The sequence below is a fragment of the Novosphingobium aureum genome, from assembly GCF_015865035.1.
In the GTDB taxonomy this organism is placed as follows: Bacteria; Pseudomonadota; Alphaproteobacteria; order Sphingomonadales; family Sphingomonadaceae; genus Novosphingobium; species Novosphingobium aureum.
In genome coordinates, this window is record NZ_JADZGI010000001.1 from 2,791,747 (window position 1) to 2,818,649 (window position 26,903).

At 65.6% G+C, this 26,903-nt stretch carries 25 protein-coding genes and 1 tRNA gene; 11 read left to right on the forward strand and 15 right to left on the reverse strand.

What is annotated here, in order from left to right; translation table 11 throughout:
• Nucleotides 1-11: 11 nt before the first annotated feature.
• Both I5E68_RS12915 and I5E68_RS12920 read left to right on the forward strand, forming a co-directional pair.
• Entirely contained in the window at nt 12-1,391 is a 1,380-nt protein-coding gene (locus tag I5E68_RS12915; protein ID WP_197164268.1) for a glycerate kinase type-2 family protein, read from the forward strand.
• A 25-nt stretch (nt 1,392-1,416) separates the two neighbouring features.
• Nucleotides 1,417-3,582 (forward strand): alpha-amylase family protein, encoded by a 2,166-nt coding sequence (locus I5E68_RS12920; protein ID WP_197164269.1) that lies wholly within the window; start codon nt 1,417-1,419, stop codon nt 3,580-3,582.
• 199 nt (nt 3,583-3,781) lie between these two features.
• Here the strand turns inward: I5E68_RS12920 and I5E68_RS12925 are convergent, their stop codons facing one another.
• The 5 genes from I5E68_RS12925 to otnK all read right to left on the reverse strand — a co-directional run bounded on the left by I5E68_RS12925 (nt 3,782) and on the right by otnK (nt 9,706).
• On the reverse strand, nt 3,782-5,464 hold the full coding sequence (locus I5E68_RS12925) for an L-lactate permease (protein ID WP_197164270.1): 1,683 nt from the start codon (nt 5,462-5,464) through the stop codon (nt 3,782-3,784).
• Between the two features lie 110 nt (nt 5,465-5,574).
• On the reverse strand, nt 5,575-6,681 hold the full coding sequence (locus tag I5E68_RS12930) for a TolB family protein (protein ID WP_197164271.1): 1,107 nt from the start codon (nt 6,679-6,681) through the stop codon (nt 5,575-5,577).
• 129 nt (nt 6,682-6,810) lie between these two features.
• The gene (gene denD / locus I5E68_RS12935) at nt 6,811-7,797 is read right to left on the reverse strand and encodes a D-erythronate dehydrogenase (protein ID WP_197164272.1); all 987 of its coding nucleotides are present in this window, start codon (nt 7,795-7,797) and stop codon (nt 6,811-6,813) included.
• The gene (gene otnC, locus I5E68_RS12940; protein WP_197164273.1) at nt 7,794-8,459 is read right to left on the reverse strand and encodes a 3-oxo-tetronate 4-phosphate decarboxylase; all 666 of its coding nucleotides are present in this window, start codon (nt 8,457-8,459) and stop codon (nt 7,794-7,796) included. The genes denD and otnC overlap by 4 nt, the downstream gene beginning before the upstream one ends.
• Nucleotides 8,441-9,706 (reverse strand): 3-oxo-tetronate kinase, encoded by a 1,266-nt coding sequence (gene otnK, locus I5E68_RS12945; protein ID WP_197164274.1) that lies wholly within the window; start codon nt 9,704-9,706, stop codon nt 8,441-8,443. The genes otnC and otnK overlap by 19 nt, the downstream gene beginning before the upstream one ends.
• Nucleotides 9,707-9,812: 106 nt before the next feature.
• Here otnK and I5E68_RS12950 point away from each other — a divergent pair, with 106 nt between their 5' ends.
• The 7 genes from I5E68_RS12950 to I5E68_RS12980 all read left to right on the forward strand — a co-directional run bounded on the left by I5E68_RS12950 (nt 9,813) and on the right by I5E68_RS12980 (nt 16,870).
• A complete protein-coding gene (locus I5E68_RS12950) occupies nt 9,813-11,153 on the forward strand; it encodes an MFS transporter (protein WP_197164275.1) in 1,341 nt (446 codons plus the stop codon).
• Nucleotides 11,154-11,196: 43 nt separating this feature from the next.
• Nucleotides 11,197-11,970 (forward strand): FadR/GntR family transcriptional regulator, encoded by a 774-nt coding sequence (locus I5E68_RS12955; RefSeq protein WP_197164276.1) that lies wholly within the window; start codon nt 11,197-11,199, stop codon nt 11,968-11,970.
• Nucleotides 11,971-12,118: 148 nt separating this feature from the next.
• The gene (gene otnI / locus I5E68_RS12960; protein WP_197164277.1) at nt 12,119-12,898 is read left to right on the forward strand and encodes a 2-oxo-tetronate isomerase; all 780 of its coding nucleotides are present in this window, start codon (nt 12,119-12,121) and stop codon (nt 12,896-12,898) included.
• Between the two features lie 34 nt (nt 12,899-12,932).
• On the forward strand, nt 12,933-13,817 hold the full coding sequence (locus I5E68_RS12965; protein ID WP_197164278.1) for a 2-hydroxy-3-oxopropionate reductase: 885 nt from the start codon (nt 12,933-12,935) through the stop codon (nt 13,815-13,817).
• Nucleotides 13,818-13,936: 119 nt separating this feature from the next.
• Nucleotides 13,937-14,677 (forward strand): 2-keto-4-pentenoate hydratase, encoded by a 741-nt coding sequence (locus I5E68_RS12970; protein WP_197164279.1) that lies wholly within the window; start codon nt 13,937-13,939, stop codon nt 14,675-14,677.
• A gap of 19 nt (nt 14,678-14,696) precedes the next feature.
• Complete coding sequence (locus I5E68_RS12975) at nt 14,697-15,962, forward strand: glycerate kinase type-2 family protein (protein ID WP_197164280.1); 1,266 nt, start codon at nt 14,697-14,699, stop codon at nt 15,960-15,962.
• Nucleotides 15,963-16,081: 119 nt separating this feature from the next.
• The gene (locus I5E68_RS12980; protein WP_197164281.1) at nt 16,082-16,870 is read left to right on the forward strand and encodes an IclR family transcriptional regulator; all 789 of its coding nucleotides are present in this window, start codon (nt 16,082-16,084) and stop codon (nt 16,868-16,870) included.
• A 184-nt stretch (nt 16,871-17,054) separates the two neighbouring features.
• Here I5E68_RS12980 and I5E68_RS12985 read toward each other — a convergent pair.
• The 4 genes from I5E68_RS12985 to I5E68_RS13000 form a co-directional block, all read right to left on the reverse strand.
• Nucleotides 17,055-17,130 (reverse strand) — tRNA-Lys (locus I5E68_RS12985).
• Between the two features lie 29 nt (nt 17,131-17,159).
• Nucleotides 17,160-17,672, reverse strand: a complete 513-nt coding sequence (gene folK / locus I5E68_RS12990; protein WP_323982163.1) for a 2-amino-4-hydroxy-6-hydroxymethyldihydropteridine diphosphokinase — start codon at nt 17,670-17,672, stop codon at nt 17,160-17,162.
• A 13-nt stretch (nt 17,673-17,685) separates the two neighbouring features.
• On the reverse strand, nt 17,686-18,564 hold the full coding sequence (gene aguB, locus I5E68_RS12995; RefSeq protein ID WP_197164282.1) for an N-carbamoylputrescine amidase: 879 nt from the start codon (nt 18,562-18,564) through the stop codon (nt 17,686-17,688).
• A gap of 13 nt (nt 18,565-18,577) precedes the next feature.
• On the reverse strand, nt 18,578-19,426 hold the full coding sequence (locus tag I5E68_RS13000) for a class I SAM-dependent methyltransferase (protein ID WP_197164851.1): 849 nt from the start codon (nt 19,424-19,426) through the stop codon (nt 18,578-18,580).
• Between the two features lie 156 nt (nt 19,427-19,582).
• On the opposite strand from I5E68_RS13000, the gene msrA reads away from it, so the two are divergent.
• Nucleotides 19,583-20,110: a peptide-methionine (S)-S-oxide reductase MsrA gene (gene msrA, locus I5E68_RS13005; protein ID WP_197164283.1), complete on the forward strand. Its 528-nt coding sequence runs from the start codon at nt 19,583-19,585 to the stop codon at nt 20,108-20,110.
• Between the two features lie 42 nt (nt 20,111-20,152).
• On the opposite strand, the gene I5E68_RS13010 is transcribed toward msrA, so the two are convergent.
• Nucleotides 20,153-21,409 (reverse strand): RsmB/NOP family class I SAM-dependent RNA methyltransferase, encoded by a 1,257-nt coding sequence (locus tag I5E68_RS13010; RefSeq protein ID WP_197164285.1) that lies wholly within the window; start codon nt 21,407-21,409, stop codon nt 20,153-20,155.
• Nucleotides 21,410-21,463: 54 nt separating this feature from the next.
• On the opposite strand from I5E68_RS13010, the gene I5E68_RS13015 reads away from it, so the two are divergent.
• A complete protein-coding gene (locus I5E68_RS13015) occupies nt 21,464-21,637 on the forward strand; it encodes a DUF1674 domain-containing protein (protein WP_197164287.1) in 174 nt (57 codons plus the stop codon).
• 126 nt (nt 21,638-21,763) lie between these two features.
• Here I5E68_RS13015 and I5E68_RS13020 read toward each other — a convergent pair whose 3' ends face one another.
• The 5 genes from I5E68_RS13020 to I5E68_RS13040 are packed head-to-tail and all read right to left on the reverse strand — an operon-like array spanning nt 21,764 to nt 26,880.
• Entirely contained in the window at nt 21,764-23,236 is a 1,473-nt protein-coding gene (locus I5E68_RS13020) for an efflux transporter outer membrane subunit (RefSeq protein ID WP_197164289.1), read from the reverse strand.
• Nucleotides 23,236-24,177, reverse strand: a complete 942-nt coding sequence (locus tag I5E68_RS13025) for an efflux RND transporter periplasmic adaptor subunit (RefSeq protein ID WP_197164291.1) — start codon at nt 24,175-24,177, stop codon at nt 23,236-23,238. Before I5E68_RS13025 ends, I5E68_RS13020 begins: the two co-directional genes overlap by 1 nt.
• Nucleotides 24,174-24,389, reverse strand: a complete 216-nt coding sequence (locus I5E68_RS13030) for a DUF1656 domain-containing protein (protein WP_197164293.1) — start codon at nt 24,387-24,389, stop codon at nt 24,174-24,176. Before I5E68_RS13030 ends, I5E68_RS13025 begins: the two co-directional genes overlap by 4 nt.
• Nucleotides 24,386-26,473 carry an FUSC family protein gene (locus I5E68_RS13035; protein ID WP_197164294.1) on the reverse strand — a complete coding sequence of 696 codons (2,088 nt, stop codon included), beginning with the start codon at nt 26,471-26,473 and terminating at the stop codon, nt 24,386-24,388. The genes I5E68_RS13030 and I5E68_RS13035 overlap by 4 nt, the downstream gene beginning before the upstream one ends.
• Nucleotides 26,470-26,880 carry a MarR family transcriptional regulator gene (locus I5E68_RS13040; protein ID WP_323982164.1) on the reverse strand — a complete coding sequence of 137 codons (411 nt, stop codon included), beginning with the start codon at nt 26,878-26,880 and terminating at the stop codon, nt 26,470-26,472. Before I5E68_RS13040 ends, I5E68_RS13035 begins: the two co-directional genes overlap by 4 nt.
• Nucleotides 26,881-26,903: the final 23 nt, after the last annotated feature.

A 26,903-nucleotide genomic window follows, 5' to 3' on the forward strand; every position in this document is an offset into this window, starting at 1 on the left:
GATACATGCCCTTGCCACAGGCTTTCCGCCCTTCCGCTCCGACCGCGCCCGCTCCGCGCGACATGCTCGAGACGCTCTTTCGCGAGGGGCTCGAAACCGTCGACGGCGCCAGACTTCTGCGCACGCATTCGTGTTTCGACGGCGAGCGCTGGCACTACGATGCTGGCGCTGCGGGCCGCTCGATTACTTTCGACATCCCGCGCGAAGGGCGCCTGATCGTCGTCGGTGCAGGCAAGGCAGCCGCAGCCCTGGCCCGCGGACTGGAGGACGTCTTTGGCGACCGCATCGACGATGGCTGCATCGTGGTCAAATACGGCCATACCGAGAAACTGGCCCATATCGGCCAGTACGAGGCGGGCCACCCCGTGCCCGATGCCAATGGCGTCGAGGCGACGGGACACATCCTCGCGACCCTGCGCGAGCTCACGCCCGACGACAGGGTGATCGTGCTGCTGACGGGCGGGGCCTCGGCTCTCCTCGTCGATCCGATCGAGGGCATCTCGCTCGAGGACAAGGCAGCCACGACCAGGCTCCTGCTCCATTCGAGCGCATCGATCGACGAGATCAACGCGGTGCGCAAGTCGCTCTCCAGCGTCAAGGGCGGCGGGCTGCTGAGACACCTCGCGCCCGCCAGTTCGCTGACCCTGCTCGTCTCCGATGTCCCTAACGGCGATTTCGGAACGATTGGATCGGGACCCTCGATCCCCGAGGCCGGCAACGGCCCCGATCCGATCGACATCTTCCGCCGCCACGACCTGACCGACCGCCTGCGCCCCGCAGTCATAACCGCCCTCGAACGCAGCGCCGACAGGCGACGCGAGCGCGGGCCGGACAAGGGACACCATGAGGTCCTTCTCCTCGCCGAAAGCGCGGACCTCGTGCGCAACGTCAGCGCCCTCGCACGCAAACAGGGCCTGCATACGCAGATCGTCGAGAGCTGCATGAACGGGAACACGCATGAACAGGCTCACCGCTTCGTCGAAGCCGCACGGCGGGCGGTGAACGAGGGCGAACGTGACTTGCTGCTGATCGCTGCAGGCGAAACCACGCTCGAGGTATCCGGCCAAGGTACCGGGGGGCGCAATCAGGAATTCGCACTCTACGCCGCCCGCCTGCTCGACGGCTTGCCCGGCGTGACCTTGCTGGCAGCCGGAACCGATGGAACCGACGGTCCGACCGAGGCCGCTGGCGGCTTCGCCGACGGCGCCAGCTGGTCACGCGCGCGCGCACTCGGCCTCGACCCCGCGAAGGCGCTCGAGGACAACGATTCCCACCCCTTGCTTGCAGCGCTCGGCGATCTGCTCGTGACCGGTCCGAGCGGAACCAATCTGATGGATCTCGTCCTCGCCCTTGTCGGGCCGGACGGATCGGGGAGAACGACGGCACCCTGAAAACACCTGCCGCGCGGAGACATTGATGACATCTGACTGGACCATTGGCCGGCGCCACTTCCTGATGGCGGCCGGAGCGGGCGCGTTCGGCGGCGCCCCGAACGTAGCACGGGCCGCATCCCGGCTCTTGGCGGGAACGGCCGCCAGTCCGCCCGAAGGATGGTGGGACCACCCATACCGTATCGTCCAGACGAACCTGCGCGAAATCGACGTCCTCGAGGATCCCGACGAGATCGCGCGTGCCGTTCGCGCATTCGGTGCGAACGTGCTGGTGACCAATATCGGCGGGATCGTGGCGTTCTATCCGACCGAGCTCGACCTTCAATATACCAACCCCTATCTCAGGAACGACTTCGCCGGCGAGATGATCGAGGCCGCGCGCTCGCATGGCCTCAAGGTCGTGGGCCGTTTCGACCTTTCCAAGGCAATGAAGCCCGCCTTCGATGCCCATCCGGACTGGTTCATGCGCAATCGCGATGGCTCGCCGCGGGTCTATGAAGGGACCTATCAGGCCTGTCCCAATGGTGGCTGGGCACACGACTACGGCTTCAGGATCCTCGCCGAAGGCGTTCCGCGCTACCGTACCGATGCCTACTTCTTCAACATGACCGGCTATCCCGAGACCGATTACGCCAACGTGCGCCACGGAATCTGCACCTGCGACAATTGCCGCAGTGCCTTTCGCCGCCAGACCGGCCTCGAACTGCCCGAGAAGGACGGCTTCGAGGATCCGAACTGGATCGCCTACCTGCGCTTCCAGGACCGTACGAGCGAGGCGCTGCTGACCAAGGTCAACCGCTACATCGCGGACATTCACGACGTGCCGATCATGCACTACTGGAACTTCGACGAGGTCGGGCGCGGCGAAGCCCAGCGGCGCGTCTACCGCCCCGCGCCAGAGTGGCCGCACCAGGCCGGCGAACAGACACGCGAAGCCCTTGCGCGCAACCCCGGCAAGCCGTTTTCGGCAACCTCGGCAGCCCACATCGACTACCCCTGGCGGCAGGTGACCGAGACCGCAGCCTGCCACGAATTGCGAATGGCGCAGCAACTGGGACTGGGGCTCGCCCCCGACCTCTACCTGATGGGAACACTCGCCGGACAGGACGACCAGTCCTGGCTGCCGCCAATGTCCGCGCTCTACGCCTTCCACAAGGAACACGAGGCGCAATACGCAGACCTCGAACCGGCTTCGCGCATCGCCCTGTATTCTTCGAGAAAGGCAGCGAGACTGGGCGGCGGCACGGCCAGTGCGCGCTATCGCGGCGATGCATTTCGCGGAGCCTACATGGCACTGGTCGACAGTCGCCTGCCCTTCCACATGATCAACGACGCGCGCCTCGAGGACGGCACCACGAAGCCCGACGGAGCATTCGATGCCATTGTCATGCCGCATGTCGAACTGATCAGTGACCGCGAGGCGGCCGCGCTCGATTCCTATGTCGCGGCGGGCGGCCTGCTGCTCGTGACCGGACGCACGGGTGGCTGCGACGAGCTTGGCAAGCAGCGCTCATCGATCGCCTTCGCAAGCTTTCCCGCATCTGCCTATGACGCGTCGCTCGATGCCCATGGCTGGTCGGCGGATCTCGACGATGCCGCTCTCAGGTTCGCACAGGGGCGCATGATGCTCGACGAGCGCTATTTCCCGCCCACCCTGCGCCACGACGCGCAAGTGCTGATGGGCCTTGCGCCCGACCAGCGCTTCGGCCCTCCCGAGTTCAGCTACGCGGTGCCCGGAGACGCGCCACGCAAGGACCCTGTCGTGCTCTCGCGTCGCCATGGCAAGGGCACGGTGGTGCAGATCCCGTGGATGCCGGACTGGCTCTATCATCGCCACGGCCTTGAGGCCCATCGCGCCTTGATCGAGGCGATCGTGCGTCGCCACACGCCACCGGCTCCCTTCCTGCTACAAGGCGCGGGTGCCGTCGAGCTCTTCGCCATGCGCAAGATCGACGGCTCGGCCGACTTGCTCCACATCGTAAACTATTCCGGTCAGCACGGCGGGCGTTACGACGCCCCCTCGGCAATCAGCGGACTGCGCCTCGGCGTGCTGCGCTCGCATCGCGCATCGCCTTCCGTGCAATGCCTCAAGGCAAGGCGGGATGCGGCAAGGACCACCGCGCAGGACGAGCGATACGACTGGTTCACCCTTCCCCCCATCGGTGCCTTCGAAGCCCTTGTCGTGCGCTAGGGCGCGACAACAAGCGCTGGAACAAGGAAAGGGCCACTTCGGATGAAGTGGCCCTTTCTTCGTGTACGACATCGAAACGGAAAGGTGGCCCCGGCCCGTCTCCCCAGGCCGACCGGGGCCGAGGTTCATGTCGCGATCAGGGAGGCAACCGCGACATCTCGAACAAAGGAGGCAATGCGCGCCTCGACCATGGGCGCACTCACTTCACGACCCAGTCGGTGAACGGGGGTACATAGGCCATCAGCATGACCAGCCCGCCCATCATCATGCCCAGCGCAATGCTATGGACCAGCACGTAGCGCAGGATCTTGCCCTCAGCCCCGAACCACTTGGTCGCGGTCGAGGCGACGACGATCGACTGCGCGTCGATCATCTTGCCCATCACACCGCCCGCACTGTTGGCACCGGCCATCAGGATCGGTGGCAGTCCGAGTTGCTGCGAGGTGATCTTTTGCAGGCTGCCGAAGAGCACGTTGGACGCCGTATCGGAACCCGTCACCGCGACCCCGAGCCAGCCGAGCATAGTCCCGAAAAACGGGTAAAGTACGCCGGTGCCGGCAAAAGCCAGCCCCATGGTCGCGTCGATCCCGGCAAAGCGGGTCACATAGCCGAGTGCCAGCATAGCAGCGATCGTCAGGAGAGACGGTGCCACCAGCTTGAGCGAGCGCGCATAGGTGCCCACAATCTGCGCGGGCCGCATTCCGAGAAGGAAGCCGCTGAAGATGGCTGCCAGGAGGATCCCCGACCCGGTCGCCGAGAAGAGGTTGAGGTTGAAGACCGCGCCCTCGACTTCCGGTGCGGCGACGACCGGCGGCATGCGCTGGACCATCCCGTCGAGCAGGGGAACCGCGAAGCTGGGCTTGAACAGTGCATCGAGCCCGGTCTTCACGAAGGGCAGGCCCCATACGAAGATCATGACCGTCAGGATCAGCCATGGCATCCAGGCCTTGCGCACCGCCGCGGGCGTAGGATGCTCGGCATCGGGATGGACGCGTTCCTCGGCCATCTCCTCCTCGACGGCGCGGCTGTCACCCTTGCTGAGCGGGGCGTCGTTGACGTGCATCACGCTGCGTGGCTTCCAGACCCGCAAGAACCCGATCAGCACGAGAATGGTCAGGAGCGCGGAACCCACCGCCGTCAGCCATGGCCCATGCAGGTTCGAAATCGCCAGCTGGGCAAGGCCGAAAGTCAGCCCGGTAACGAGAACGGCGGGCCAGACTTCGAGTGTACGACGCCAGCCGCAGTAGGCGACGAGCAACCAGAACGGAACGATGATGCAGAATATCGTCATCTGGCGTCCGACCATCGCCGACAGCTCCAGCAAGGGCAGTCCGGTGATCGCCGAAAGGGTCAACAGCGGTGTCCCCAGCGCCCCGAACGCGACCGGAGCGGTGTTCGCAATGAGCGAGAGACCGGAGGCCTGGAGTCTCGTGAAACCAAGGCCGATCAGCATCGCTCCGGTCACCGCGACAGGGGTTCCGAAGCCTGCCGCACCCTCGAAGAACGCACCGAAGCAAAAGGCGATCAGCAGCAACTGGAGGCGGCTGTCGTCGGTGATCCGCGCGATCGAGTTGCGCATGATCTCGAACTGGCCGCACTCGTTGGTCAGCTGGTACAGGAAGATAATGTTCAGCACGATCCAGCCAATCGGCAGCAGGCCGTAGGCGGCTCCGAACCCGGCTGCGGCAAAGGCGCTGCCGGTGGGCATCCCATAGACGGCTATGGCGATCAGCAGCGCTACTGCGAGGCCCGCGAGCGCGGCAATGTGCGCACGCATGTGCAGCAGTCCAAGCCCCCCCAGCATGACCACGACCGGCGCTGCCGCAAGGATCGTTGATATCCACCCGTTGCCCACGGGATCGTAGTTCTGCGGCCAGATCATCGGCAGGAAACCTCTCTAAAATATGGTCGCGAAAGTGACGGCTCGCCTCGTCGGGGCCAATGAAGGCCCGCCGCGGTTTCACATCGCGGGACAGGCCCTTCATTCGGGGCCTAGAGACCTTCGGGCAGGTCCATCAGCAGGATGCCGCGACCCGATCCGGCTTCCTCGGCGGCAAGACCGATCTGGAACGCCATGCGCGCACCATCCCGGCTGATCTGCGGGTTGGAGAAGCGATAATCGCCGTAGTCCTGAGCGAAGGTGATCCGCCAGTAGCCCGGATTGTCAGGCTTCAGTTCGAGCACGCAGACATCGAGGCCGCGCGCCTGATCGTTGCCGCATTCGGTCGTCGTATGTCGCCCGCTGGGGAAGATTCCCTCGGCTTCGGCGTAAAGTTCGCGCGGGGTGGGCACGTGCTCCATCGCTCCGGTCCCGGTATCGATCACGTAGACCTGCGCTTCGGCGACCGGCTTGGCACCGGGAATTCCGCTCTTGTCCATGACGTAGCAGGTCGAGGTCAGTTTGCTGTCGTCGTCGAACCAGTCCTGCGCTTCGAGCAGGCACTCGCGGCCATCGCGCGTCACCAGCTTGCGCACCTGTTCCAGTCGCGGACGCCCCTCCTCGACAACCACCGCGCCAGTCATCAGCGAGACCGTCATCGGCAGTTTGGGCGATATCACGCCGACGCGCGGCTCCAGCACCTGCCACGCGACGCGATTGCTGACCGGGCTCGCGGCAAGCCCTTCGAATACGGTCGCGCCCAGGGCAAAGGCCTGCCCCTGCGCGGCTGCATCCATCCACCACATCTCGATATGGGCTGCCCGCGTCGCCTCCGGGCTTTCCCCCATCCTGCGCGGGCCAAGCAGAAGGTACGAACCGTCGGCCATGTAGTGGACGCGCAGAAAACCGGGATTGGGCAGGTGCGCGGTCAGGTTGCGCATCTTGCCGCTGTCCAGGTCGATCTCGAAGGCATCGCCATAGGCGCGTTCGATGAAGGCGACCCGCTTGCCATCGGGCGAGAATACCGCGCGCTCGCCAAAGCTGGTCAGCACACGGGTCCGGGCAGGCAGATTGTCTAGCGGATCGGCCGCCTTGCTGGGCGCGGCAAACGGTCCGGTAACGGGTACCCGCTCGTCCCAAGCCGTCTCGTCGCGCGCTTGCGCCGGGCTGGCTAGCGCCGCGACTGCGGCAATCAGGGCGGTGCGGTGCAGGCTTTTCATGAAGTCTCCCGAGTCTGGCGGCACTTCGCCGCTTCCCGGGGATCATCGCCCGCACTGGCCCCTCTAGCGAGGAAACGGCTGCCCCTATTCCGCATCACGGGACAGTGCCGCGCGCGCACTGTCCCGGGGTCAGCAAGCAGCGGCGAGCGGGGCGGACGGCCCTGCGTTCATCTCCTCGAGAAAGTCGCGGATCGTCTGGTCGAACGATGAGTCGCTGGTGAAGCCGAGCGCGCGCGCCCGGCTATCGTCCCAGCGCGCCGGCCAGGAGGCAACGATGCGCTCCACCGCCGGATCAAGGCACCACGCGATATGTTCGAGCGGCTCGGAACCAGCCACCGCCTCGAGCGCCTCGACCATCTGGGCCACGGTGACGGAGAGACCGGGCAAATCAACGATCGGGTTGGCCCCCAACATTGCAGCGGGCAAGTCCCCTGCATGAACCAGGTTGGCGATCGCATGGCGCGGAGAGAGCAGCCATAGCGGCAGATCCGGCGCAACCGGGCAGACAGTATCCTTGCCACAAAGCGGCTCGCGCACGATCCCGCTGGCAAAGGACGACGCCGCCTGGTTGGGAAGGCCGGGCCGCACGCTGATCGTGGGCAGGCGCAGGACAACGCCATCGACAAAGCCGCGCCGGGTGTATTCGGCAAGGAGCAACTCGGCGATGGCCTTCTCCGCGCCATAGGAAGAGCGCGGGGCGACAGACAGGGGCGCGTCTTCGCTGACCGGACCGAATACCGCAACCGAGCTGGTGAAGACGACGCGCGGAGAGTTCCCGGATTTGCGGCAGGCCTCGAGCAAGGTCTGCGAGCCCTGCACGTTCACTTCCATGCCGAGATCGAAGTCAGCCTCGGCCTGTCCGCTGACGACCGCTGCCAGGTGAAAAACCACGTCAGCCCCATCGACAAGCGCCTCGAGCGCGCCCGCGTCAGTTACCGAGCCCCGAACGACGCTGATGCGCGGGTCGACCGGAACCTCGGGAAAATCTCGATCGAAGAGCACCAACGAGGTGGCAATCTCGTCCATGGCGGGCTCGGTCGGAACGTCTCGTGCCAGCAAGGCGCGTGCGAGGCGCTGGCCAAGAAAGCCGCCTCCACCGGTAATGACGATCTTCATCGACTTTCCTCCGCGCGATTGGCTGAACCGAAATGATCTTCAAGCTCGGTGATCTGTGACCTGGTCAGCTCGCGCGTTCGCGAACCGCGCAGCATCAGGAACAGGTGCGCGGTCTCTTCCAGTTCCTCGATGCGGGCGAGCGCGTCCTGCATGTCGGTTCCGGCAACGAGCGGGCCGTGATTGGCGAGCAGGATGGCGGGATGCGCGCGCGCAAGCGCCTCGATCTCGGGCGCAAGTCCCGGGTCGCCCGGACGGTACCAGCCGGTCATCGGCAGGCGTCCGAATTTCATCACCTGATAAGCGGTCAGCGGAGGCAGGCAGTCCTGCGGATCGAGCCCGTCCATGCAGGAGACCGCTGCGGAATGCGTGGCATGCAGGTGCACGATTGCTGCTGCTGCAGGGCGGGCCCGGTACATCGCCAGATGCAGCGGCCATTCCTTGGACGGAGCCGCACCGGCGAGATGATTTCCTTCGGCATCGATCAGCGCCAGTCCATCGGCGGCCAGAGACCCCAGAGAGACGTTCGTCGGCGAAATGAGCACCTGCCCCGCGGCCAGTCGCCTGCTGACATTGCCGCTTGTCCCCGTTGCGAGCCCCCGCGCGAAAAGCGAGGCACCTGCACGCACGATTTCGGCGGCCTCCTTCAGGTCGTAGCCGGGCATGGCAGCGCCTCCCAGGCATCGGTGAGGAAGGCGGTGTCGCCGAAATTGCCGGACTTCAGTGCAAGTGCGAGCCTTTCGCCCCCTGCCCTTCGTGCGATCGTCCAGGGAACCCCCGCCGCGATCTGCGGGCCGATCGCCAGGTCGACGATGCCGAGCGCGGCAACGACCGCACCGGAGCTCTCGCCCCCGGCCACGATCAGCCGGTCGCAGCCCGTAGCGTTTGCGGCGCGCGCAATGGCGCCGAGCAGGCTTTCAAGGCGTGCACCGACTTGCGATCCGAACCTCTCGCGCAGCATTTCCACCTCACGCGGTTGCGCGCTCGCATAGATCAAAGCGGGCCGGTCCGGTGGCTGACGTTCGAACCACTCGACCGCCTGCGCCACGATAGCAGCGTCCCCGGCCTCGAGATGGTCGGCCAGCGAGAAGCTCGGCATGACGGCGCGCGCATGGGCGAGCTGTTCGAGTGTGCGCGACGAGCAACTTCCGGCCAGGACGAGCCGCCGCCCCGTCAGGACCGGCATGGCCTGCGCGACGGCTTCCTGCCCGGCGGCAAGATGCCGCGCGATCCCGGCTCCCAGCCCGGAAGCGCCGGAAGACAGTTGCATCGATGCGCATTGCGCGCCGAGCAGGTCGAGCTGGCGGTCATCTACGGCATCGGCGATCGCGACCTTCGTGCCCTGTGCCTGCAACCCTGCGAGAGCCCCCACGATGCGCGCCTCGTCGACATCGTCGTGCGCCAAGAGGCCGACCCGGCCGCGCATCTGTTCCTGCAGCAGCGCGACAAGGTCCGAACGTGTCATCGGATTGAGCGGATGGTGTTCCATGCCACTATGTTCGAGCAGGCGTGTCCCGACGAAGAGGTGGCCCTGATAAACTGTCCGCCGGTTCGCGGGAAAGGCGGGACAGGCGAGCGACAGCTCGGCGCCCGTTGCCTCGGTCAAAGCCTCGAGAACGGGCCCGATGTTGCCCTGCGCGGTGGAATCGAAAGTCGAGCAGTACTTGAAGTAGATATGCTCTGCGCCGAGCCGCTTGAGACCCGCAAGTGCCGTGAGAGACAGGCCAATCGCTTCGCTGGCGGCGACCGACCGGCTCTTGAGCGCCACCACGATGGCTTGAGCACGCTCGTCCGGCTCCTCAGGGTCGGCGCCAACCTGCACGAAGGTCCGCAAGCCGGCCCGCGCCAGCTCATTGGCGAGGTCGGTCGCCCCCGTGAGATCGTCGGCGATGCATCCCAACAACAATGGCATGAATTTCAAGCGTCCCTTGCAAGGCCGCACCAGAACGGCTGCGATGTGGTCATCCTTGACACAATAAAATATGTCAGGCAACCCGACATCTTGGGAGGGATGATCAATGGCAGAATTTGCGAAAACCGCCGGTACGGACTGTCTGGCAACGGAAACCGATGCAGCGGACACGCCGCTGGACAAGGTGACCCGACGGGTCTTTCGCCGCTTCGTGCCTTTTCTCATGGTCTGCTATGTCGTCGCCTACCTGGATCGCGTGAACATCGGCTTTGCCAAGCTTGCGATGTCAGCCGACATCGGCCTCTCCGAACTCGCCTACGGCTTGGGCGCCGGCATCTTCTTCGTCGGCTATTTCCTCTTCGAGGTTCCCAGCAACCTACTGATGGAGAGATTTGGCGCACGGCGCTGGATCTGCCGGATCATGATCAGCTGGGCGGTCCTTTCAGCAGCCTTCGCTTTCGTCACCAGCACGCAGATGTTCTATGTCTTGCGCTTCGCCCTCGGTGTTGCGGAAGCCGGTTTCTTCCCCGGTGTGCTGTTGTTTCTCAGCCAGTGGTTTCCCGCCAGGCGCCGCGGACAGATCATCGCCTTGTTCATGGCCGCGATCCCGCTCGCCGGTCTGGTCGGTTCCCCGGTTTCCGGAGCGATCATGGCTGCATTCGACGGCGCGGCCGGGATCGAGGGGTGGCGCTGGATGTTCCTGCTCGAAGCCGCGCCTGCACTGCTTCTGGGCATTGCCACCCTCTACTTCCTCGATTCGCGGATAGACGACGCGAAATGGCTCTCGCAGCAAGAGCGCGAAGTGCTGACCAGCGCTCTTGCTGCAGAGGCCTCGCCGGCCTCGCAAAGTAGGCACGAAGGCATTTTCTCCACGATGTTCGATCCCGGCGTGCTGGCTTTTGCCATGATCTACTTCTGCTGCATCATGGGCCAGTACGGCGTCACGTTCTGGCTGCCGACGCTGGTGAGCGCTGCTGGCGCACAGGGCGCTCTGGGCATGGGCCTGTTCACGGCAATTCCCTATGGCGTGGCGATCCTTGCCATGGTGGCGACCGGACGGCATTCCGACCGAACTGGCGAACGTCGCTGGCACGCTTTCGCCCCGATGGCGCTGGGTGGCGCGCTGCTGGCGACGATGCCCTTCCTGAACCTTGGCTTCACCGCTGCGATGGTGTTGATGTCGCTGGCGACTGCCGCAGTGCTGACCGCGACCCCAATGTTCTGGACGCTACCGACCCAGGCCCTGTCCGGAAGCGCCGCCGTCGTCGGCATCGCAGCGATCAATTCGGTCGGCAACCTTGCCGGATTCCTGAGCCCGATCGTGGTAGGAGCGATCGCGGACCGAACCGGAGCGACCGCCTATGGCATGCTCGCGCTTGCTGCATGCCTCATCCTGGGAGCCATCGGCGTCGCGACAAAGCCGGGCATTGCGCGGAATACCGCGTAGCCTGCCGCTTTCCACGCCCTGCCCCTTGGTGTAGAAGCGGGCCATGGTAAGCAAGGTGGCTTCGGCCGGGTTCGGCCCAGTGATCAATTCCGACCGCGTCAGCCGCGCAGAGCAGATAGCCCGAGCCATACTCGAACGCATCGAGCGGCGCGAACTCAAGGTGGGAGACAAGCTCCCGCCCGAAAGCGCCCTCGCCCAGCATTTCGGCGTCAGCCGTGCCGCCGTGCGCGAAGCGATCGCCAGGCTGCGTGCGGAGGGCCGGGTCGAGACGATCCAGGGCAGCGGAGCCTACGTGCGCGATCCCGCCATGCTCAGCGACGGGCTCGATGCGACCACCCGGCACTCCGTCAAATCCCTGCTCGACCTCATCGCCGTTCGCCGCGTGATGGAAGCGGAAATAGCCGAATTGGCGGCCCGCAGCCGCACCCCTGACCAGCTTGCGGCAATCGAAGCAGCCTGGGACCGCCTGTGCGCAGCCGAAGAGGCCAACGAGGACGGTATTGCCGAAGACACTGCGTTTCATGCCGCAATCGCTGCGGCCAGCGGCAACACCTACTGGCTGAAGCTGACAGAAGTACTCTCGCGCAACGTCGCGATCGGCATCGGTGTGACCCGCGTCAACGAGGCGCGCCGCAAGGATTTCTCCGCCGAGGTGAAGAGCGAGCATCACGCGCTGCTCGAGGCCCTGCGTGCCGGAGATCCGCTGGCGGCTCGCGCCGCGGCCATCCGGCACCTGGATCGTGCAGCCGACCGCATACGCTCTGCGGAAGAGGAATTCTGGCAGTCGAACGGGGCTGCGGTCCGCAACCTGGCCTGAACCTCGCACCCCGCTATTCGCCGCGCCCTCGGGCGCTCGGGCCAGCCGTGTCCCACGATGCGAGACGCCCGCCTCGCTTCCTTTGCCCACGCAAGGCCAAACCACCTAGGATCGCGCAAGAAGCTGACGCTCTTGCGGAGACCCACCTTTGCCACGCCTTGCCGCCAACCTAACCATGATGTTCACCGAGTTGCCGTTCCTCGAACGCTTCGCAGCGGCATCGCAAGCCGGCTTCAAAGCCGTCGAGTTCCTCGCCCCCTACGACTTCACTGCCGAGGAGGTCGCCCTTCAGGCGCGCGCAGCACAGGTCGAGGTGGTTCTTTTCAATTGTCCGCCCGGGGACTGGGCCTCGGGTGAACGCGGCCTCGGCGCCCTGCCGGACAGGGTCGACGAATGCAGGCGCGGCATCGACACCGCCATCGAGTATGCACTCGCTCTCGACTGCCCGCGCCTGCACCTCATGGCCGGGAAGCCCGGCGCGCAGACCGACCCGAACCGGGCGCGCGAGACCATGATCGCAAACCTGCGCTACGCCGCCGACGCGGCAAACCTGCACGCCATCGACATCATGCTCGAACCAATCAACACCCGCGTGGACATCCCCGGCTACTTCTATGCGACCTGCGGGCAGGCTCTCGACATTGCCGATGCAGCAGGTCGCGAGAACGTAAAGCTGCAATACGACATCTATCACATGCAGATCATGGAGGGTGATCTCGCCCGCTCGATCGCCCGCCACCTGCCGCGCATCGGGCACGTCCAGCTGGCCGACAATCCCGGTCGTCACGAACCAGGCACCGGGGAGATCAACTACCCTTGGCTCCTGAACTACCTCGACGATGCGGGCTACGATGGCTGGATCGGCTGCGAATATGCGCCTGCCGCGGGCACCGTGGCGGGGCTCGGCTGGGCCGCGCCGTACCTGTGACGCGGCACCCGAACATGCAACTGGAGACTACCCTATGAAAATCGGATTCATCGGCGCTGGCATCATGGGTGCCCCGATGGCCGCGCACCTGCAGGCCGCCGGGCATGAACTGGTCCTTCTGCAACACCGCTCGCCTCTTCCTGCGAACCTCCTTGACGGGGGGGCAACACCGGCTGCGAGCGCGCGCGAGGTCGCTCAGGCCAGCGACCTCGTCATCCTCATGCTGCCCGACACGCCGGACGTCGAGGCCGTGCTGTTCGGGGCCGATGGCGTCGGCGAGGGCCTGTCCAAAGGCAAGACCGTAATCGACATGAGCTCGATCGACCCGATCGCGACCAAGGGATTTGCCGAGAAGGTCGCGGCGCTCGGCTGTGATTACGTCGACGCCCCGGTCTCCGGCGGCGAGGTAGGTGCCAAGGCCGCGTCGCTGACGATTATGGTGGGGGCTGACGAGCCGGTCTTCGAAAGGGTCCGCCCGCTGTTCGAACTGATGGGCAAGAACATCACCCTGATCGGCCCGGCCAGTTCGGGGCAGATTGCCAAGGTCGCGAACCAGATCATCGTCGCCCTCAACATTGAAGCCGTATCCGAAGCCCTGGTATTCGCCGCCAAGGCCGGTGCGGATCCGGCGCGCGTGCGCGAGGCGCTCATGGGCGGTTTCGCATCGAGCCGAATTCTCGAGGTGCACGGCCAGCGCATGCTCGATCGCACCTTCGATCCCGGCTTCCGTATTCGCCTCCATCAAAAGGACCTCTCGCTCGCGATCGACAGTGCCCGCAAGCTCGGTCTTGCCCTTCCGGCGACCGCGAACGCGCAGCAACTGTTCTCCGCCTGCGTGGCGCAAGGTGGTGCCGACTGGGACCACAGCGCCATGGTCAAGGCGATCGAGACGCTCGCCGCCCAGCCGCTGGGTGCGTGATGCGCGCGGTCCGTCTGGTCCTAGCGGGGTGTGCCCTCCAACTCACCGCGTGTGCAGGGCCGGTCGGACCGCCACCCGCCCCGCAGGTCTCGACAGTCGGCCGGACCTGGATCGACGAGGTGATCGCGGCGGACCACAGTTCGAAGGGCTTTCCCGCCTATTCGACACGCGAGCCCGGCGCGACGCTGCCACAGGCCTATGCCGTGCAGCGCAGCCTGGTCCTGCGACACTATGGCGGCGCTGGCGGCATCGGTGGCTACAAGGGCGGCTTTTCCAGCAGCCCGGCCATGGACCGTTTCGGGATCGACCGCCCAGCGCTGGGCGCCCTGCCTGCAAAAGGCCGCCTTCGTGCGCCCTATCTGCTCAGGCTCGCCGATTTCCGCAGGCTGGTTGTCGAATGCGAGCTGGGATTCGAGCTCGCCCACGACGTGACTGAACGGGTCGACGACGAGGCGCAGGTCAGGGCCCTCGTTGCCAGCATCGGGCCAGCAGTCGAATTGCCCGACGTGAGGGTGACGGGGGCGGACCTCTCGCTCGTCGATCACATCTCGGCGAATATCAGCGCGGCGCGCTTCATCTTCGAGCCGCTCGTCAAACCCGATGCAGCAGCCGACATCAACGCCATCATGAGCCAGCTTGAGCGCGACGGTATCACGGTCGGAACGGGCGGTGCCCGCTTGGCTTTCGGCGATCAGTGGGCCGCCTTGCGATCCATCCTGAACACGGCCCTCGAGCAGGGTTATCGCCCAAGCGCGGGAGACGTGATCTTGACCGGAGCCCTGGTGCAGGCTGAAGCAGAAAAAGGACACTATGTCGCGCACTTCGACAATCTCGGCAAAATCGAGTTCGCGGTGCGCTAGCAAGCTCAGGCAGGATTTGATGGCAGACAGGATCGAACTCGTCCGGGAGATGTTCGCAGCCGGCCTCAAGGCGGTTTCAGCCGGAGTGTGCCTGCCTGCCCACCTGCCAGCGGCAACGGCGGGACGCACGCTGATCCTCGCGATAGGCAAGGCTGCCGCGACCATGGCGCGTGAGGCCGCAGCGCGCATGGAAGGGCGTCACGACACGATTGTCCTGACCCGCTATGGTCATTCCCTCCCCCTTGACGACCTGCCCCCTGCAGCGCGGGTCTTCGAAGCGGGCCATCCCCTCCCAGACGAGCATGGGCTCAACGCAACCGGGGAAATCCTCGAGGAAGTGCGCAAGCTGACAGCGGACGATCAGCTCCTGATGCTCATCTCGGGCGGTGCCTCGGCGCTGCTGACGATGCCCGCTCCAGGGCTCGTGCTCGACGACAAGAAGGCGATGACCCGAGCACTGCTGGCCTGTGGCGCCTCGATTTCCGAGATAAACTGCGTGCGAACGCATCTGTCGCAAATAAAGGGAGGGCGCCTCGCACTTGCTGCGCATCCTGCCAAAGTCGTTACACTGGCCATGTCCGACATACCCGGCGACGACATCGCGCTCGTCGGGTCGGGTCCGACAATCGCCGACCGCACGAAACTGGCCGACGCGAAGCATATCCTCGACATTTACAAGATCCCCTGCCCCCCACAGGTGCGTGCGGCGCTGGATGATGAGGGCAACGAGACGCCCTTCGCCGGTTCTCCCGGCCTGTCAGGCGCTACGACCCGCATCGTCGCGCGGTCGCGAATGGCGCTCGAAGCAGCGGGCGAGATTGCGCATGCGGCAGGATACACACCGATCTATCTGGGCGACGGGATCGAAGGCGATGCCGGTGAACTGGGGACAGTCCATGCAGCCCTCGCCCTGCACTACGCAGGCAAGGGTGGGCGTTACGCATTGCTCTCGGGTGGGGAAACCACGGTCATCGTGCGCAATCCCAACGGCCGCGGCGGTCGCAACCAGGAGTATCTCCTCAGTCTCGCGCTATCGCTCGACGGGGCTGCGGGAATCTTCGCACTCGCCTGCGACACTGACGGTATCGACGGCACGCAGGACAACGCTGGCGCCTGCATCTCGCCAACCACACTTCGCCGCGCTGGAACCTTGGGTCAGTCTGCAATGGCCGCGCTCAACGCCAACCGCAGCTATGATTTCTTCGAGGCTCTGGGCGATCTGGTCATGACCGGTCCGACGCGCACGAACGTAAACGACATCCGCATCATTCTCGTGGATCGCTGAGAAAATTGCCGACCTAGTACAAACGACAGGCCCAAACAGGCACGGCAAATTTGCCTTACAACCTGATGAATGTTAGCCATCCGACGCATATAATATAATGACATCGGGAGAGAGCTGCCGTGAAGGAGAGCAAGGCTATCGACGCCGACCGTCTGGGGCGCGTCCAATCGCTCGTACGCGCATTCGGAATTCTGGACGAACTGGGGGCGGCAAACGGCATGACCCTCAGCGAGCTGGCGCACCTGGTGGGCCTGCCCAAGTCTACCGCGCATCGTCTGCTCACCACGATGGAGACCCTCGAATATGTCCAGTTCGACAGGGAAACCTGTCACTGGTCGGTAGGTGTCGGGGCTTTCCGCACCGGGTCCGCCTTCGCCCAGACCTCCAGCCTTGAAAAGGTCGGGCGAGGCATCATGCGCTCGCTCGTCCTGGAGGTGAACCACAGCGTCAATCTGTGCGTGCCGCGTTCACACGCAATTTTCTATCTCAAGCAGGTCGAACCACGCGGTGGCTGGCCGACGGCGGCACGGGAGGGCGTGTCCCTGCCCATGTACAGTACCGCCGCGGGCAAGGCGATCATGGCCTGCTGGACTGAGAACGAACTGGACGCCTATTTCGAAAAGCGCGAACTCGTGCAGCGCACGCATCGCACGATCGGCAATCGCGATTCCATGCGACGCGAGCTGGGCATGATCCTTGAGCGGGGATACGCGATCGACGACGAGGAACAGGCCGACGGGACACGCTGCGTGGCCTCTGTCCTCACGGATCGGATCGGGCAGCCACGCGGAGCGCTATCGATCTCCGACGCCAGCTCTCGCCTGAAGCAGGCCCATTTCAGCGATATCGGCCCAATCGTCGCGAGTGCCGCGAAGAGGATCAGCTTGCAGGTCTCTCACATAGGCTGACGCCTGATTCTCCTTCGACCTGCTCTGCCCCTCAGGCGGCCTTCTTTGGCAGGCCGTGACGGGACCGAGGCTGCGCGAGCGTACCGTCGAGATCGATCGCAAAATCGCCATCTGACCATGACCGCAAACTCTGGTCGAGCGCGAAGTGCTCCCCGCTCACCTGCGCCAGAAATGTTGGAAAAGGTGGTGAGCCCTGCTGGGTTCGAACCAGCGACCTACTGATTAAAAGTCAGTTGCTCTACCGACTGAGCTAAGGGCCCCCGTGCCGCGAACGGGCATTGGTGAAGGCTCACCTAGGGCGATGACGGGGCTTGGTCAAGCGGGCTGATAAGTGTCTTGTTGTTAGTCCCGAAAGCGGGTCGCGCCAGTCGCCTGCGATGCTGACAGCGGGGCGCAGCACGAAGTCGCGCTCCCGGAAAGAGGGATGCGGCACGATCACGGCGTGTTCGCCGTCATCGCTGGCCCAGGCGCCACCCTTCCACAGCACGATATCGAGATCGAGCACGCGCGAGCGCCATTCGCCGCCACGGCGTTTTCTGCCGAATAGCGCTTCGATTTCAAGCAGCTGTGCCATGTACGCATCGGGCGCGAGGGCGGTTTCGACAAGGGCAGCGGCATTGCAGTACTCGCGCTTCGAGGGTCCGAGCGGAGCCGAGCGCAGGATCGGCGAGCGAGCGAGAACGACGTCGCCCCCTTCGTCCAGCGCCGCAAAGGCAGCCTCGAGGACCTTGCGCGGCGAACCGTGCGCCGCGTGACGCATGTTCGAGCCGAGCGCGACAAGATAGCAATGCCGGTCGCTCACCGGGCTTGGGCCCTCACACGTCCTGCGCGATGCGGGTATAGAGCTGCGGGCGGCGATCGCGGAAGAAGCCCATGCCCGCGCGGTGCTTGCGCGCACGCTCGAGGTCGATGGTCGAGACCAGTACGCCGCTCTCCTTCGCACCGAATTCGGCGGTATAGTCGCCCCACTCGTCGGTGATGAAGGAGTGGCCGTAGAAGGTCTGCTCGGTGCCGCACTCGGTCTCGACGCCGATGCGGTTGGCTGCGATGACCGGCATGCAGTTGGAGACCGAATGGCCCACCATCGCGCGGCGCCACATGCGGCTGGTGTCGAGCGTCGCATCGTAAGGCTCGGAGCCGATGGCGGTGGGATAGAACAGCAGTTCCGCGCCCATCAGCGCCATGACCCGCGCGCACTCGGGATACCACTGGTCCCAGCACACGCCCACGCCGATGCGCACGCTCGAGCCATGGCCATCGGCCACGTCCCAGACCTTGAAGCCGTCGTTGCCGGGGCGGAAGTAGTACTTCTCCTCGTATCCCGGGCCGTCGGGGATGTGGCTCTTGCGGTAGGTCCCCATGATCTCGCCATCGGGGCCGATCATGGCGAGCGTGTTATAGTAGTGGTGCCCGTCGCGTTCGAAGAAGCTGGTCGGAATCGTGACCCCGAGCCGTGACGCAAGTGCGCGCATCGCGATGACCGAGGGATGCTCGAGCGTCGGACGCGCGAGCGCGAAGAGTTCCTCCTCCTCGGTCTTGCAGAAGTAGGGCCCCGAAAAGAGCTCTGGCGGCAGGATCACCTTCGCCCCCTTCGCAGCTGCTTCCTCGACCAGCGCGGTGACGGCGGCGATGTTCTCGGCCTCGTCCTGCGATCCGAGGGCGAGTTGAAGGGCGGCGACGGTGATCTGGCTCATGCGCGCGCCTCTATCAGTCCCGCTTGCGGAACAGAAGCGTCATGCGATCACTTTCGCCAATCGCTGCGTATTTCGCCTTGTCCTGATCCTTGAGCGCGTAGGTCGGCGGCAGTGTCCAAACGCCTCCGGCCCAGTCGGCGCTGTCCTTGGGATTGGCGTTGATCTCGGACTTGGAGACGAGGTCGAAGCCGTTGATCTCCATGAACTTCACGATGTCGGCCTCGCGCATGTAGCCCTTGCTGCCATCGGTGTAGGAGAACGGCGCATCGGCCTTGGCGCGATGCTGGACGACGCCGAGCATGCCACCGGGCTTGAGCAGCTTGCGCATGGTGCGCACTTCGGCATCCGCCACGTTGGCACGTGTCATGTTGTGCAGCATGCGCACCAGCACGATACGGTCGAAGGTGCCCTCCTCGCCTTCGGGGACCTTGCTCAGCGTGTAGCCCGCGAACTGAGTGGCGGGCTCACCAGAAGCCTTGGCTGCCATTTCGGCGAAACCTGCCGCCGATGCCTCGGCCTTGGCCGCACCTTCCGCGCTGTCGGGAGCGAAATAGAGGCCGACCAGCTTGCCGCTCTTGCCGAGGTAGGGCGCGAGGAAGCGGGTGTACCAGCCACCGCCGGGCGCATATTCGCCGACCTTCATGTCAGGCCGCACGCCCATGAAAGCCATCGTCTCGACCGGATGACGGAACGCATCGCGCGGCTTGTCGTCCTTGCGCGCGGGTGCATCGGCAGCCAGTTCGAGCAGGGTTTCGCAGCCCGCACAGGCAGGCGCGCCAGCGGCACTTGCCTGCGCCGAGGCGGCGGCGGGCGCGGCAGCGAGGCCCAGGGCAGTCGATAAGGTCAGCACGAAACGGCGCATCACGGGGTCTCCTCTCTCGGGGGCCAGCGCCCCCTTCTCGCGGCGATTCAGGCTCGCCGCCGGCAAACCTAACTGCATGCCAGCCAATGACAAGCACGCCATGGCTCCCTATCTACCGCCAGCATTGCAAGACGAATACGAACGAGGAATTCACCAATGGAAACGGCAATCGTTGCAGGCGGATGCTTCTGGTGCACCGAGGCGGTGTTCCGCGACGTGATCGGCGTCGACACGGTCGAGAGCGGATACATCGGCGGGGCCACTGAAAACCCCACGTACAAGGAAGTCTGCTCGGGCCAGACCGGGCACGCCGAAGCGGTACGCATCGGCTACGACCCCGAGCAGCTCACTTATGCGCAGCTGCTCGACATGTTCATGGGCACGCACGACCCCACCCAGCTCAACCGGCAGGGCAACGACATCGGCACGCAGTATCGCTCGGCGATCTTCCCGCTCGACGATGCCCAGCGTAGCGAGGCCGAAGCGGCCATCGCCCGCGCGCAGGAGGCGAGCAGCGCACCGATCGTCACGACCGTCGAGGGTCCCGCGACCTGGTATCCGGCCGAGGACTATCACCAGGAATACTGGGAGGGCGAAGGCCAGGGCAATCCCTATTGCCTCGCGGTCATCCCGCCCAAGCTGATGAAGCTGCGCAAGAGCTTCGCGGCCAACGTGAAGAACTGAAGCGAAAGGCGCCGGGCTCGTGTCCGGCGCCTTTTTGCCTGCTCAGTCCTTGCGCCAGCGCGCGATGTAGAAGCCGTCGAGCCCGCCAGCCTCGGCCAGCATGCCGGGGTCGGTGCGCACGCGGCCCTCGCCATCGGGCGAGAGACCTGCGGGAAGCTCGCCTTCGGTCACGGGGACAGGGGTCAGGCCGCCTGCTGCATCGAGCCCTCGGGCCTGCACCTCGCCTTCGGCACGCTCGAGCGAGCAGACCGCGTAGACCAGCCGTCCGCCCGGCTTGAGCCAGCCCGAGGCGCGCGCGAGCATGGCTTGCTGGATCTCGGCCATTTCCGCGATCTGGCGCTCGCCGACGCGGTGGAGAACGTCGGGGTGGCGACGGCAGGTGCCGGTCGCGGTGCACGGCGCGTCGAGCAGGATCGCGTCGAACGCTTCCTCCGGCTCCCACTTGAAGACGTCGGCCTTGATCGCCTCGGCCTTGAGGCCAGTGCGCTCGAGGTTTTCCTTCAGCCGCTCGATCCGCCGCCCGGCGTTGTCGAGCGCCGTCACCTGCCAGCCGGCGGCGGCCAGTTGCATCGTCTTGCCGCCCGGCGCGGCACACAGATCGAGCACACGCATCATGCCCTGCCCCTCGGCAGGCTTGCCGAGCAGGCGCGCCGGCAGGCTGGCGGCAAGGTCCTGCACCCACCAGGCACCCTCGCCATAGCCGGGCAGCGTCGAGACCTGCTCGCCGCGTTCGATGCGCACGTGCCCGGGCATCAGCGAGACACCGCCCAGCCGCTCGGCCCATTCAACCGTCTGACCGGGATCGCGCAGGGCCAGATCGAGTGGCGGAGGTACCGCAAGGCCAGCCGCGACGGCGTCGCCGAACGCGCCCCAGCGCTGCGCGGCGCGTTCGGGCAGCGTCGGCACCTCTGGCAAGGTCACCTCCCGCTTGGTCAGGGTCGAGAAGACACCGTGCGCGAGACGGCGCGGCCCGCCACTGAGCAGCGGCAGCCCGGTTGCAATGACCGCGTGGGCCGGGGTTTCCAGGCGCAGCACTTGCGCCAGCATGATCTCGAGCACGGCGCGCGGCTTGGCATCTTCGGGGAGCGGCTGGCGGGTGGCGCTGTCGATCAGCGCGTCGAGGTCGGCGCGCCAGCGCAGCACCTCACCCGCAATCGCCCGGGCCAGCGCCCGGTCGTTGTCGCCGCGCACGCGCGAAAGCGCAGCGCTTGCCGCCTGATCGAGCGTCTCGCCCCGTCGCAGCACGGCATCGATGAGATTGAGCGCGGCACGGCGCGCGGGAAGACCGGGAATATCCATTGGCGCCCCTTATAGACGATTGCCTTTTGCCGCCAGTGATACCAAGTGGGGAACATGATACAGCGCGCAACCAAACGTCCCGAGGGTTTCAAGAAGCCCGAACACTGGACCAACGAGCCCGCGCCGGCACCGGCGCCCGCCACGGCCGCGGACCACAACGAGCCCGACGGCCTGTCTCCCACCCGCTACGGCGACTGGGTGCTGAAAGGCATCGCAGTCGACTTCTGAGCGCGCTGCGGTTTCACAGGACCGCGAAAGCGACTAACGACTGTCCCGAAGCTGGCGGCGAGAAGGTATCGCGGGCAACGCGCACACCCACTACCCGCAGCCTCGTCCGCGCACGTTGCGCCTGCCTCAGTCGCTCGAAACCTCCGGCATCTCGCCCGAGGTCGTATCCCCCGCCTGCTGCCAGCCGCCGCCCAGCGCGAGGAAAACCGAAATCTGGTCATCGATCAGCGCCGCCTGAGCTGCGGCATGGCTGACCCGCGCCGAGGCGAGCGCGCCTTGCGCATCGAGCAGCGAGAGGAAATCGCTGCGACCGTACCGGAACAGCTTGCCCGCCTGGCTAGCCGAAGTGGCCGCACTGTCGGCCGCCCGCCCGAGCGCCTGCGCCTGCTCGCGATCGCGAGCATAGGTATCGAGTGCCTCTTCAGTTCCCCTTAGAGCCTCGAGCACGGTCGCGTCGAACTGCGCGATATCGGCCTTCACCTGCGCTTCGGCACCATCGATGCGGGCCCGCACTTCGGCGCGATAAGGGAAGTTCCACGAGAGCAACGGACCAAGGCCGAAACTGAGCGACTCTTCCTTGGGCAGATTGCGCAGCTGGTTGAAGCCCATCAGTCCGCCCGCAATTGAAACCGAAGGATAAAGGTCGGCCATCTGCACGCCGATACGGGCAGTATCACCGGCAATCCGGCGCTCGGCCTCGCGGATGTCGGGGCGGCGCCGGATCATCGCGGCACCATCGCCCACCGGCATTGCCTCACGCAGGCTGGGCAGCGCAGAGCAGTCGGCAACCTGCCTCGGGTAGTCGGCGGGCGGCTTGCCGGTCAGTGTCGCCAGCAGGTAGAGCCCGGCCTTGCGCCGCGCATAGAAGCCGGGAAGGCTCGCCTTGCTCGTCTCGACAGCGGTGCGTGCACGGCTGACATCGAAGGCCGTGCCGCGCCCGCCCTTTTGCAGACGGGTCGTCGCATCGAGCGTCTTTTCCTGCAGCGAGACCACCTGCTCGACTGTCGCGATCTGGTAGTTTGCCGCGCAGACGCTGGCATAGGCCCGCGCGGTGGCCGCCGCGACAGATATCCGCACGGCGTCGCGCGCGGCCTCTACCGCTTCGCGATCAGCGATGCTGGCCTCGATGCCACGCTTGAGCTTGCCCTTGAGGTCGAGCGGGTAATTGAAGCTCAGGCCCAGCTGGCTGGTGATCACGCCCGGCAGGCTGGTCTGGGCGGATCGCAGAGAGTAGTTGCGTTCAGCGGTTGCCTGGGCGCCCAGTTCGACCCCCAGCCCTTCTGCGCCAGCCGCCTCGCGCACGGCTGCCTGGGCACGCTCGAGGTTGGCCTCGGCCACGCGCAGATCGGCATTGGCAGCAAGCGCCTCCTCGACCAGTGCATCAAGGCGCGGGTCATCGTAGAGCCGCCACCAGTGATCGGGCAATGGAGCCTGCGAAAAGGCGTCGCCTTCAGCCGAATCGAAGTTTCCCTGTGCACCGGGCAGGTTGGCCACCGCGGCTTCGGGAGGGCGGTAATCCGGCCCTGCCGTGCTGCACCCGGCAAGCGCGAGGGCGAGAGCACCGAGCGCGCTGCAGGCGCCTAGCTTGCGCGGGACCATCACGAACGACCTCCCTGGCTGGCCGGCGCCGGGTTCTTGCCGGCCCTGCCTGCGGATGGCTTGTCGCCCCTCTCTCCGACCTGCTCGACGGTGACTGTCGCCGTACGCCCGAGTACGAGACGCACGTCCTTGGGCACGTTGACGAGCTTGATGCGAACCGGGATGCGCTGCGGCAGTCGCACCCATGCGAAGGTCGCCTCGACATCGGGCAGCAGGTTGCTGGCATTGCCGCGCGAGCTGTCGGAAATGCCTGCAGCGATACTCTCGACCCGCCCTTCAAGGTCCTCGTCCTCGCCCATCAGATGGACCTGGACCGGCGCACCGACACGGATCATCGGCAGCTTGGTTTCCTCGAAGTAGCCCTCGATGCGCAGCGAGGCACGGTCGACCAGCGCCATCGCCTGATTGCCCGCCGCAAGATAGTCGCCCGGATGCAAGTCGAGGTTGGTCACGGTGCCGTCAACCGAGGCATGGACCTGTGTGCGCTTCAGGTTGAGCTGCGCGCCGTCGAGCGCGCTGCGCGCCTCGGCCAGCGCCGCCTCGGCGGTCTGGACGCGGGCAAGGTTCTGCTCGTGGGTCTCGGCCGCCACCAGATCGCCGAGCGCGCGGTCGCGGTTCGCCTCGCGCCGGGCCTGCGCCAGCGTAGCGCGCGCGCTGGCAACCGAGGCGCGTGCCTGCTCGACCGCCAGGGAGTAGCGTGGCTTGTCGAGCACGAAGAGCAAGTCACCGGCCTTCACCTCCTGATTGTCATGGACCTCGACCGATGTGACCAGCCCCGAGATATCGGGCGTCACCCGCACGACGTCGGCGCGCACACGGCCATCGCGTGTCCACGGAGTACGCTCGTAATGGTTCCACATCCAGACCGCGACAACGAGCGCGATGAGAACGATGACGATGGTTGCGGCGCTGCGGCCAAGCATGGCGAGTGTGTTTTTCATGGAGCGAAACCGAATTGGGGAGCGAGAAAGGCGACGCCACCGAAGACGATGACGAAAAGGGCGACATCCACCAGAGCGCGGTAGGCGACGAAGCGGTAGACACCGAGGCGGTTGAACAGCCGCATCAAGGCCATCGTGCACAGGGCCGCGATGATGCCGAAGACCAGCAGGGTCGGCACGTAGATGCCGTTGAGCGAGAGCTCTCCGTTCATGGCTTACCTCCGGAAGGGGATGAAATGCCCGCGAATGGCGGAGCATCGGCGAAAAGGGTGCGGCGAAGCGTGATGAGCGGGAGTGCGGCACGCCTGCGGACGTTTTCCTGCGGATCGCCCCTGAAGCGATCCAGCGCCTCATCTATGCGTCCGAGCAGGTCGGGCGCCTCGGGCAGGGGCTGGTCCGGGCGCAGGCTGCGATAGTAGCGCCCCATGCCGACCAGCACCTGGGTGACCGGCTCCTGCCGTTCGCGGTCGAGATCGCTGCGAAGATTGCGCAGCTCCCCGATGGCGACACCGGCGCGCAGGTCGCGCAGGATATCGTAGAGTGGCTCGCCCTGCGAACGGCCCGCCGCCTTGAGCCGCGGTCCAAGCTGTGCCTGGCGATCGAGCATCCGCGAAATCCAGCCTTGCACGTCGGGCTTGCTCCAGCGGTTGCTGCGCTCGGCAAGGTTGTTCCAGCCAGCGGTCAGGTTGCGCCTGATCGCATGCTTCACCCCGGCGGTCTGGATGATGCGGATCATCCCGGCAGCGAAGAAAATCGCGCAGAAGGTCGCGATCTGCGAGTTGAGGAAAGTGGCGAAGGTCGCTGGCACACCGGGCCCGAGATCGGCACCATACTGTTCGGAGATGATGAAAGGGCTCCCCAGGCCGAGCATCGTGGGCAGTGCGAATCCCATCGTGCGTGGATTGGCCATGAGCGCCCCGAGCACGAGGAGAGCCGGCGCAAGCGCGACCGCCATCTCCGGGAACCCGTCGAGCATCGGCAGAATTGCGAAGCCATAGGTTCCCGCGATGAGCACCGAGAGGACCGTTCCCTTGAAGAAGCCCACGACGGGCGGGATCGAATTGTCCATCGCGCCGAAAAGCGCGGGAAAAACCGAAGCCAGCATCAGGAAGGTGCCACCATCGCTCCAGCCGCTATAGTGCCAGATCAGCGAGCCGACGACGACCGTCAGCATCGCCCCCGCCGCAGCGCGGGCAGCCCCCGTATAGTCGCGATTGAGCCGGCGTTCGCCCACCGCCGCGAGCAGATCGGGCACGCGCGGCGAAACCGGGCGGGTGCTGGGAGCGACGTATTGTGCCTTGAGAACACGGCAGTTGAGATGTGCACTGACGAGATTGCCCAGCCGGGCGATCAAGCTCATCTCGATCAGCTCGAGCCAATCGCTGTCGCCACGAATTGCAGGTTCGAGCGCTTCGCAGCGCCGGATCAGCGCTTCGCCCGACTTCTCGATCGACACGAGATCGTCGCTCAACGCATCGATCCAGGCGCGAATATCGGCAATGAGCGTCTCGGTCGGCTCTGAGATGGCTCCGTTCTCGCGCAAGGTGGCGATACGATCGGCGACTGCTGCGCCCAGCGGCATGAGTTCGGCAAGGTTGCCCTCCAGCGCACGTACCACCTTCACGCGCGGCGCGGTCTGCGTGGTCTCGAACGGGAGGTGAACCGACTGCTGGTGCAGTTCGGTGATATCGAGCGCAAGACGGCGGCGCTCGATATCGATGTTCGGGTCGGGCTCCAGATCGAGCGTATCGCGACTCCAGGCCTCGGCATCCTTGAGGATCGCACCGATCCTGCCCGCCAGCGCGCGCGAGACGGATGCAGGCAGGACAACGCCGTGGATCAGTGCCGAACAGATGATCCCGATCGCGATCTCCTGCGCTCGCAGGGTGGCGACGTCGAAAATGTGCTGGGGCGCGTCGACAATCGGCCACACGATCAGCCCTGCGGTATAGCCCGAGAGCACGAACATATACGAAGTGGGCTTGCGATCGAGCAGCGAGAGGAACACGCAAATCCCCAGCCAGCACGTCATCGCCGTGACCAGCATCACCGGACTGTGTGCCAGTGGCGGCACCACCAGGATCGAGAAGCAGGCGCCCACGAACGACCCGATCAGGCGGAACAGTGCGCGCGAGACAACCGCACCTGCAAAGGGGCCCGACACGATATACGCGGTCAGGAACGCCCAATAGGGCCGCTCGAGCCCGATCGAGAAGGCGATGAAGGTCGCCAGCATGGCCGCGATGTAGCACTTGAGGCTGAAGACCGCGGTACTGATGCCCCAACGGTCGGTCATGGCCGCCCCCGCCATTCCCCGACACGGCGCGCCACGAGATCGAGCACCGCGACCGTGGTGTCGAGATCTTCGGACGAGATGCCGTCGAGCAGTTGCCCGCGCAGGCTGCGCAGGCGGTCGTCGATGCTGCGCGCGAGGACAGCGCCCTGCTCGGTAAGGTGCAGGCACTTGGCGCGCGCGTCTTCGGGATCGGGTTCGCGCGCGACGAGCCCCGAGCGTTCGAGCTGCTGCAAGGTGCGCACCAGCGAGGCCTCGGCAATGCCGATCTCGCGCGCGAGATCGGACTGCCGGGTGCCCGGTCCCATCCGCTCGAGATGGAGCAATGCGTACCCGGTCGAGTTCGAGATATCGAGCGAGGCCAGCACGCGGTCCGCCAGCTGGCGCCAGCTACGCGCCAGGGTAATCACACGCGCCGGGAGCGCGCCTTGTA

Bases quoted from the DNA above. Each gene is read 5' to 3' on its own strand.
- I5E68_RS13025 (WP_197164291.1), bottom strand. From the start codon at position 24,177: ATGAAAAACACACTCGCCATGCTTGGCCGCAGCGCCGCAACCATCGTC.
- I5E68_RS13020 (WP_197164289.1), bottom strand. From the start codon at position 23,236: ATGGTCCCGCGCAAGCTAGGCGCCTGCAGCGCGCTCGGTGCTCTCGCC.
- msrA (WP_197164283.1), top strand. From the start codon at position 19,583: ATGGAAACGGCAATCGTTGCAGGCGGATGCTTCTGGTGCACCGAGGCG.
- I5E68_RS13000 (WP_197164851.1), bottom strand. From the start codon at position 19,426: ATGCGCCGTTTCGTGCTGACCTTATCGACTGCCCTGGGCCTCGCTGCC.
- I5E68_RS12925 (WP_197164270.1), bottom strand. From the start codon at position 5,464: ATGATCTGGCCGCAGAACTACGATCCCGTGGGCAACGGGTGGATATCA.
- I5E68_RS13035 (WP_197164294.1), bottom strand. From the start codon at position 26,473: ATGACCGACCGTTGGGGCATCAGTACCGCGGTCTTCAGCCTCAAGTGC.
- otnC (WP_197164273.1), bottom strand. From the start codon at position 8,459: ATGCCCGGCTACGACCTGAAGGAGGCCGCCGAAATCGTGCGTGCAGGT.
- I5E68_RS12950 (WP_197164275.1), top strand. From the start codon at position 9,813: ATGGCAGAATTTGCGAAAACCGCCGGTACGGACTGTCTGGCAACGGAA.
- denD (WP_197164272.1), bottom strand. From the start codon at position 7,797: ATGAAGATCGTCATTACCGGTGGAGGCGGCTTTCTTGGCCAGCGCCTC.
- I5E68_RS12930 (WP_197164271.1), bottom strand. From the start codon at position 6,681: ATGAAAAGCCTGCACCGCACCGCCCTGATTGCCGCAGTCGCGGCGCTA.
- I5E68_RS13010 (WP_197164285.1), bottom strand. From the start codon at position 21,409: ATGGATATTCCCGGTCTTCCCGCGCGCCGTGCCGCGCTCAATCTCATC.
- I5E68_RS12965 (WP_197164278.1), top strand. From the start codon at position 12,933: ATGAAAATCGGATTCATCGGCGCTGGCATCATGGGTGCCCCGATGGCC.
- otnK (WP_197164274.1), bottom strand. From the start codon at position 9,706: ATGCCATTGTTGTTGGGATGCATCGCCGACGATCTCACGGGGGCGACC.
- I5E68_RS12920 (WP_197164269.1), top strand. From the start codon at position 1,417: ATGACATCTGACTGGACCATTGGCCGGCGCCACTTCCTGATGGCGGCC.
- I5E68_RS12975 (WP_197164280.1), top strand. From the start codon at position 14,697: ATGGCAGACAGGATCGAACTCGTCCGGGAGATGTTCGCAGCCGGCCTC.
- I5E68_RS12955 (WP_197164276.1), top strand. From the start codon at position 11,197: ATGGTAAGCAAGGTGGCTTCGGCCGGGTTCGGCCCAGTGATCAATTCC.
- aguB (WP_197164282.1), bottom strand. From the start codon at position 18,564: ATGAGCCAGATCACCGTCGCCGCCCTTCAACTCGCCCTCGGATCGCAG.
- I5E68_RS13015 (WP_197164287.1), top strand. From the start codon at position 21,464: ATGATACAGCGCGCAACCAAACGTCCCGAGGGTTTCAAGAAGCCCGAA.
- I5E68_RS13030 (WP_197164293.1), bottom strand. From the start codon at position 24,389: ATGAACGGAGAGCTCTCGCTCAACGGCATCTACGTGCCGACCCTGCTG.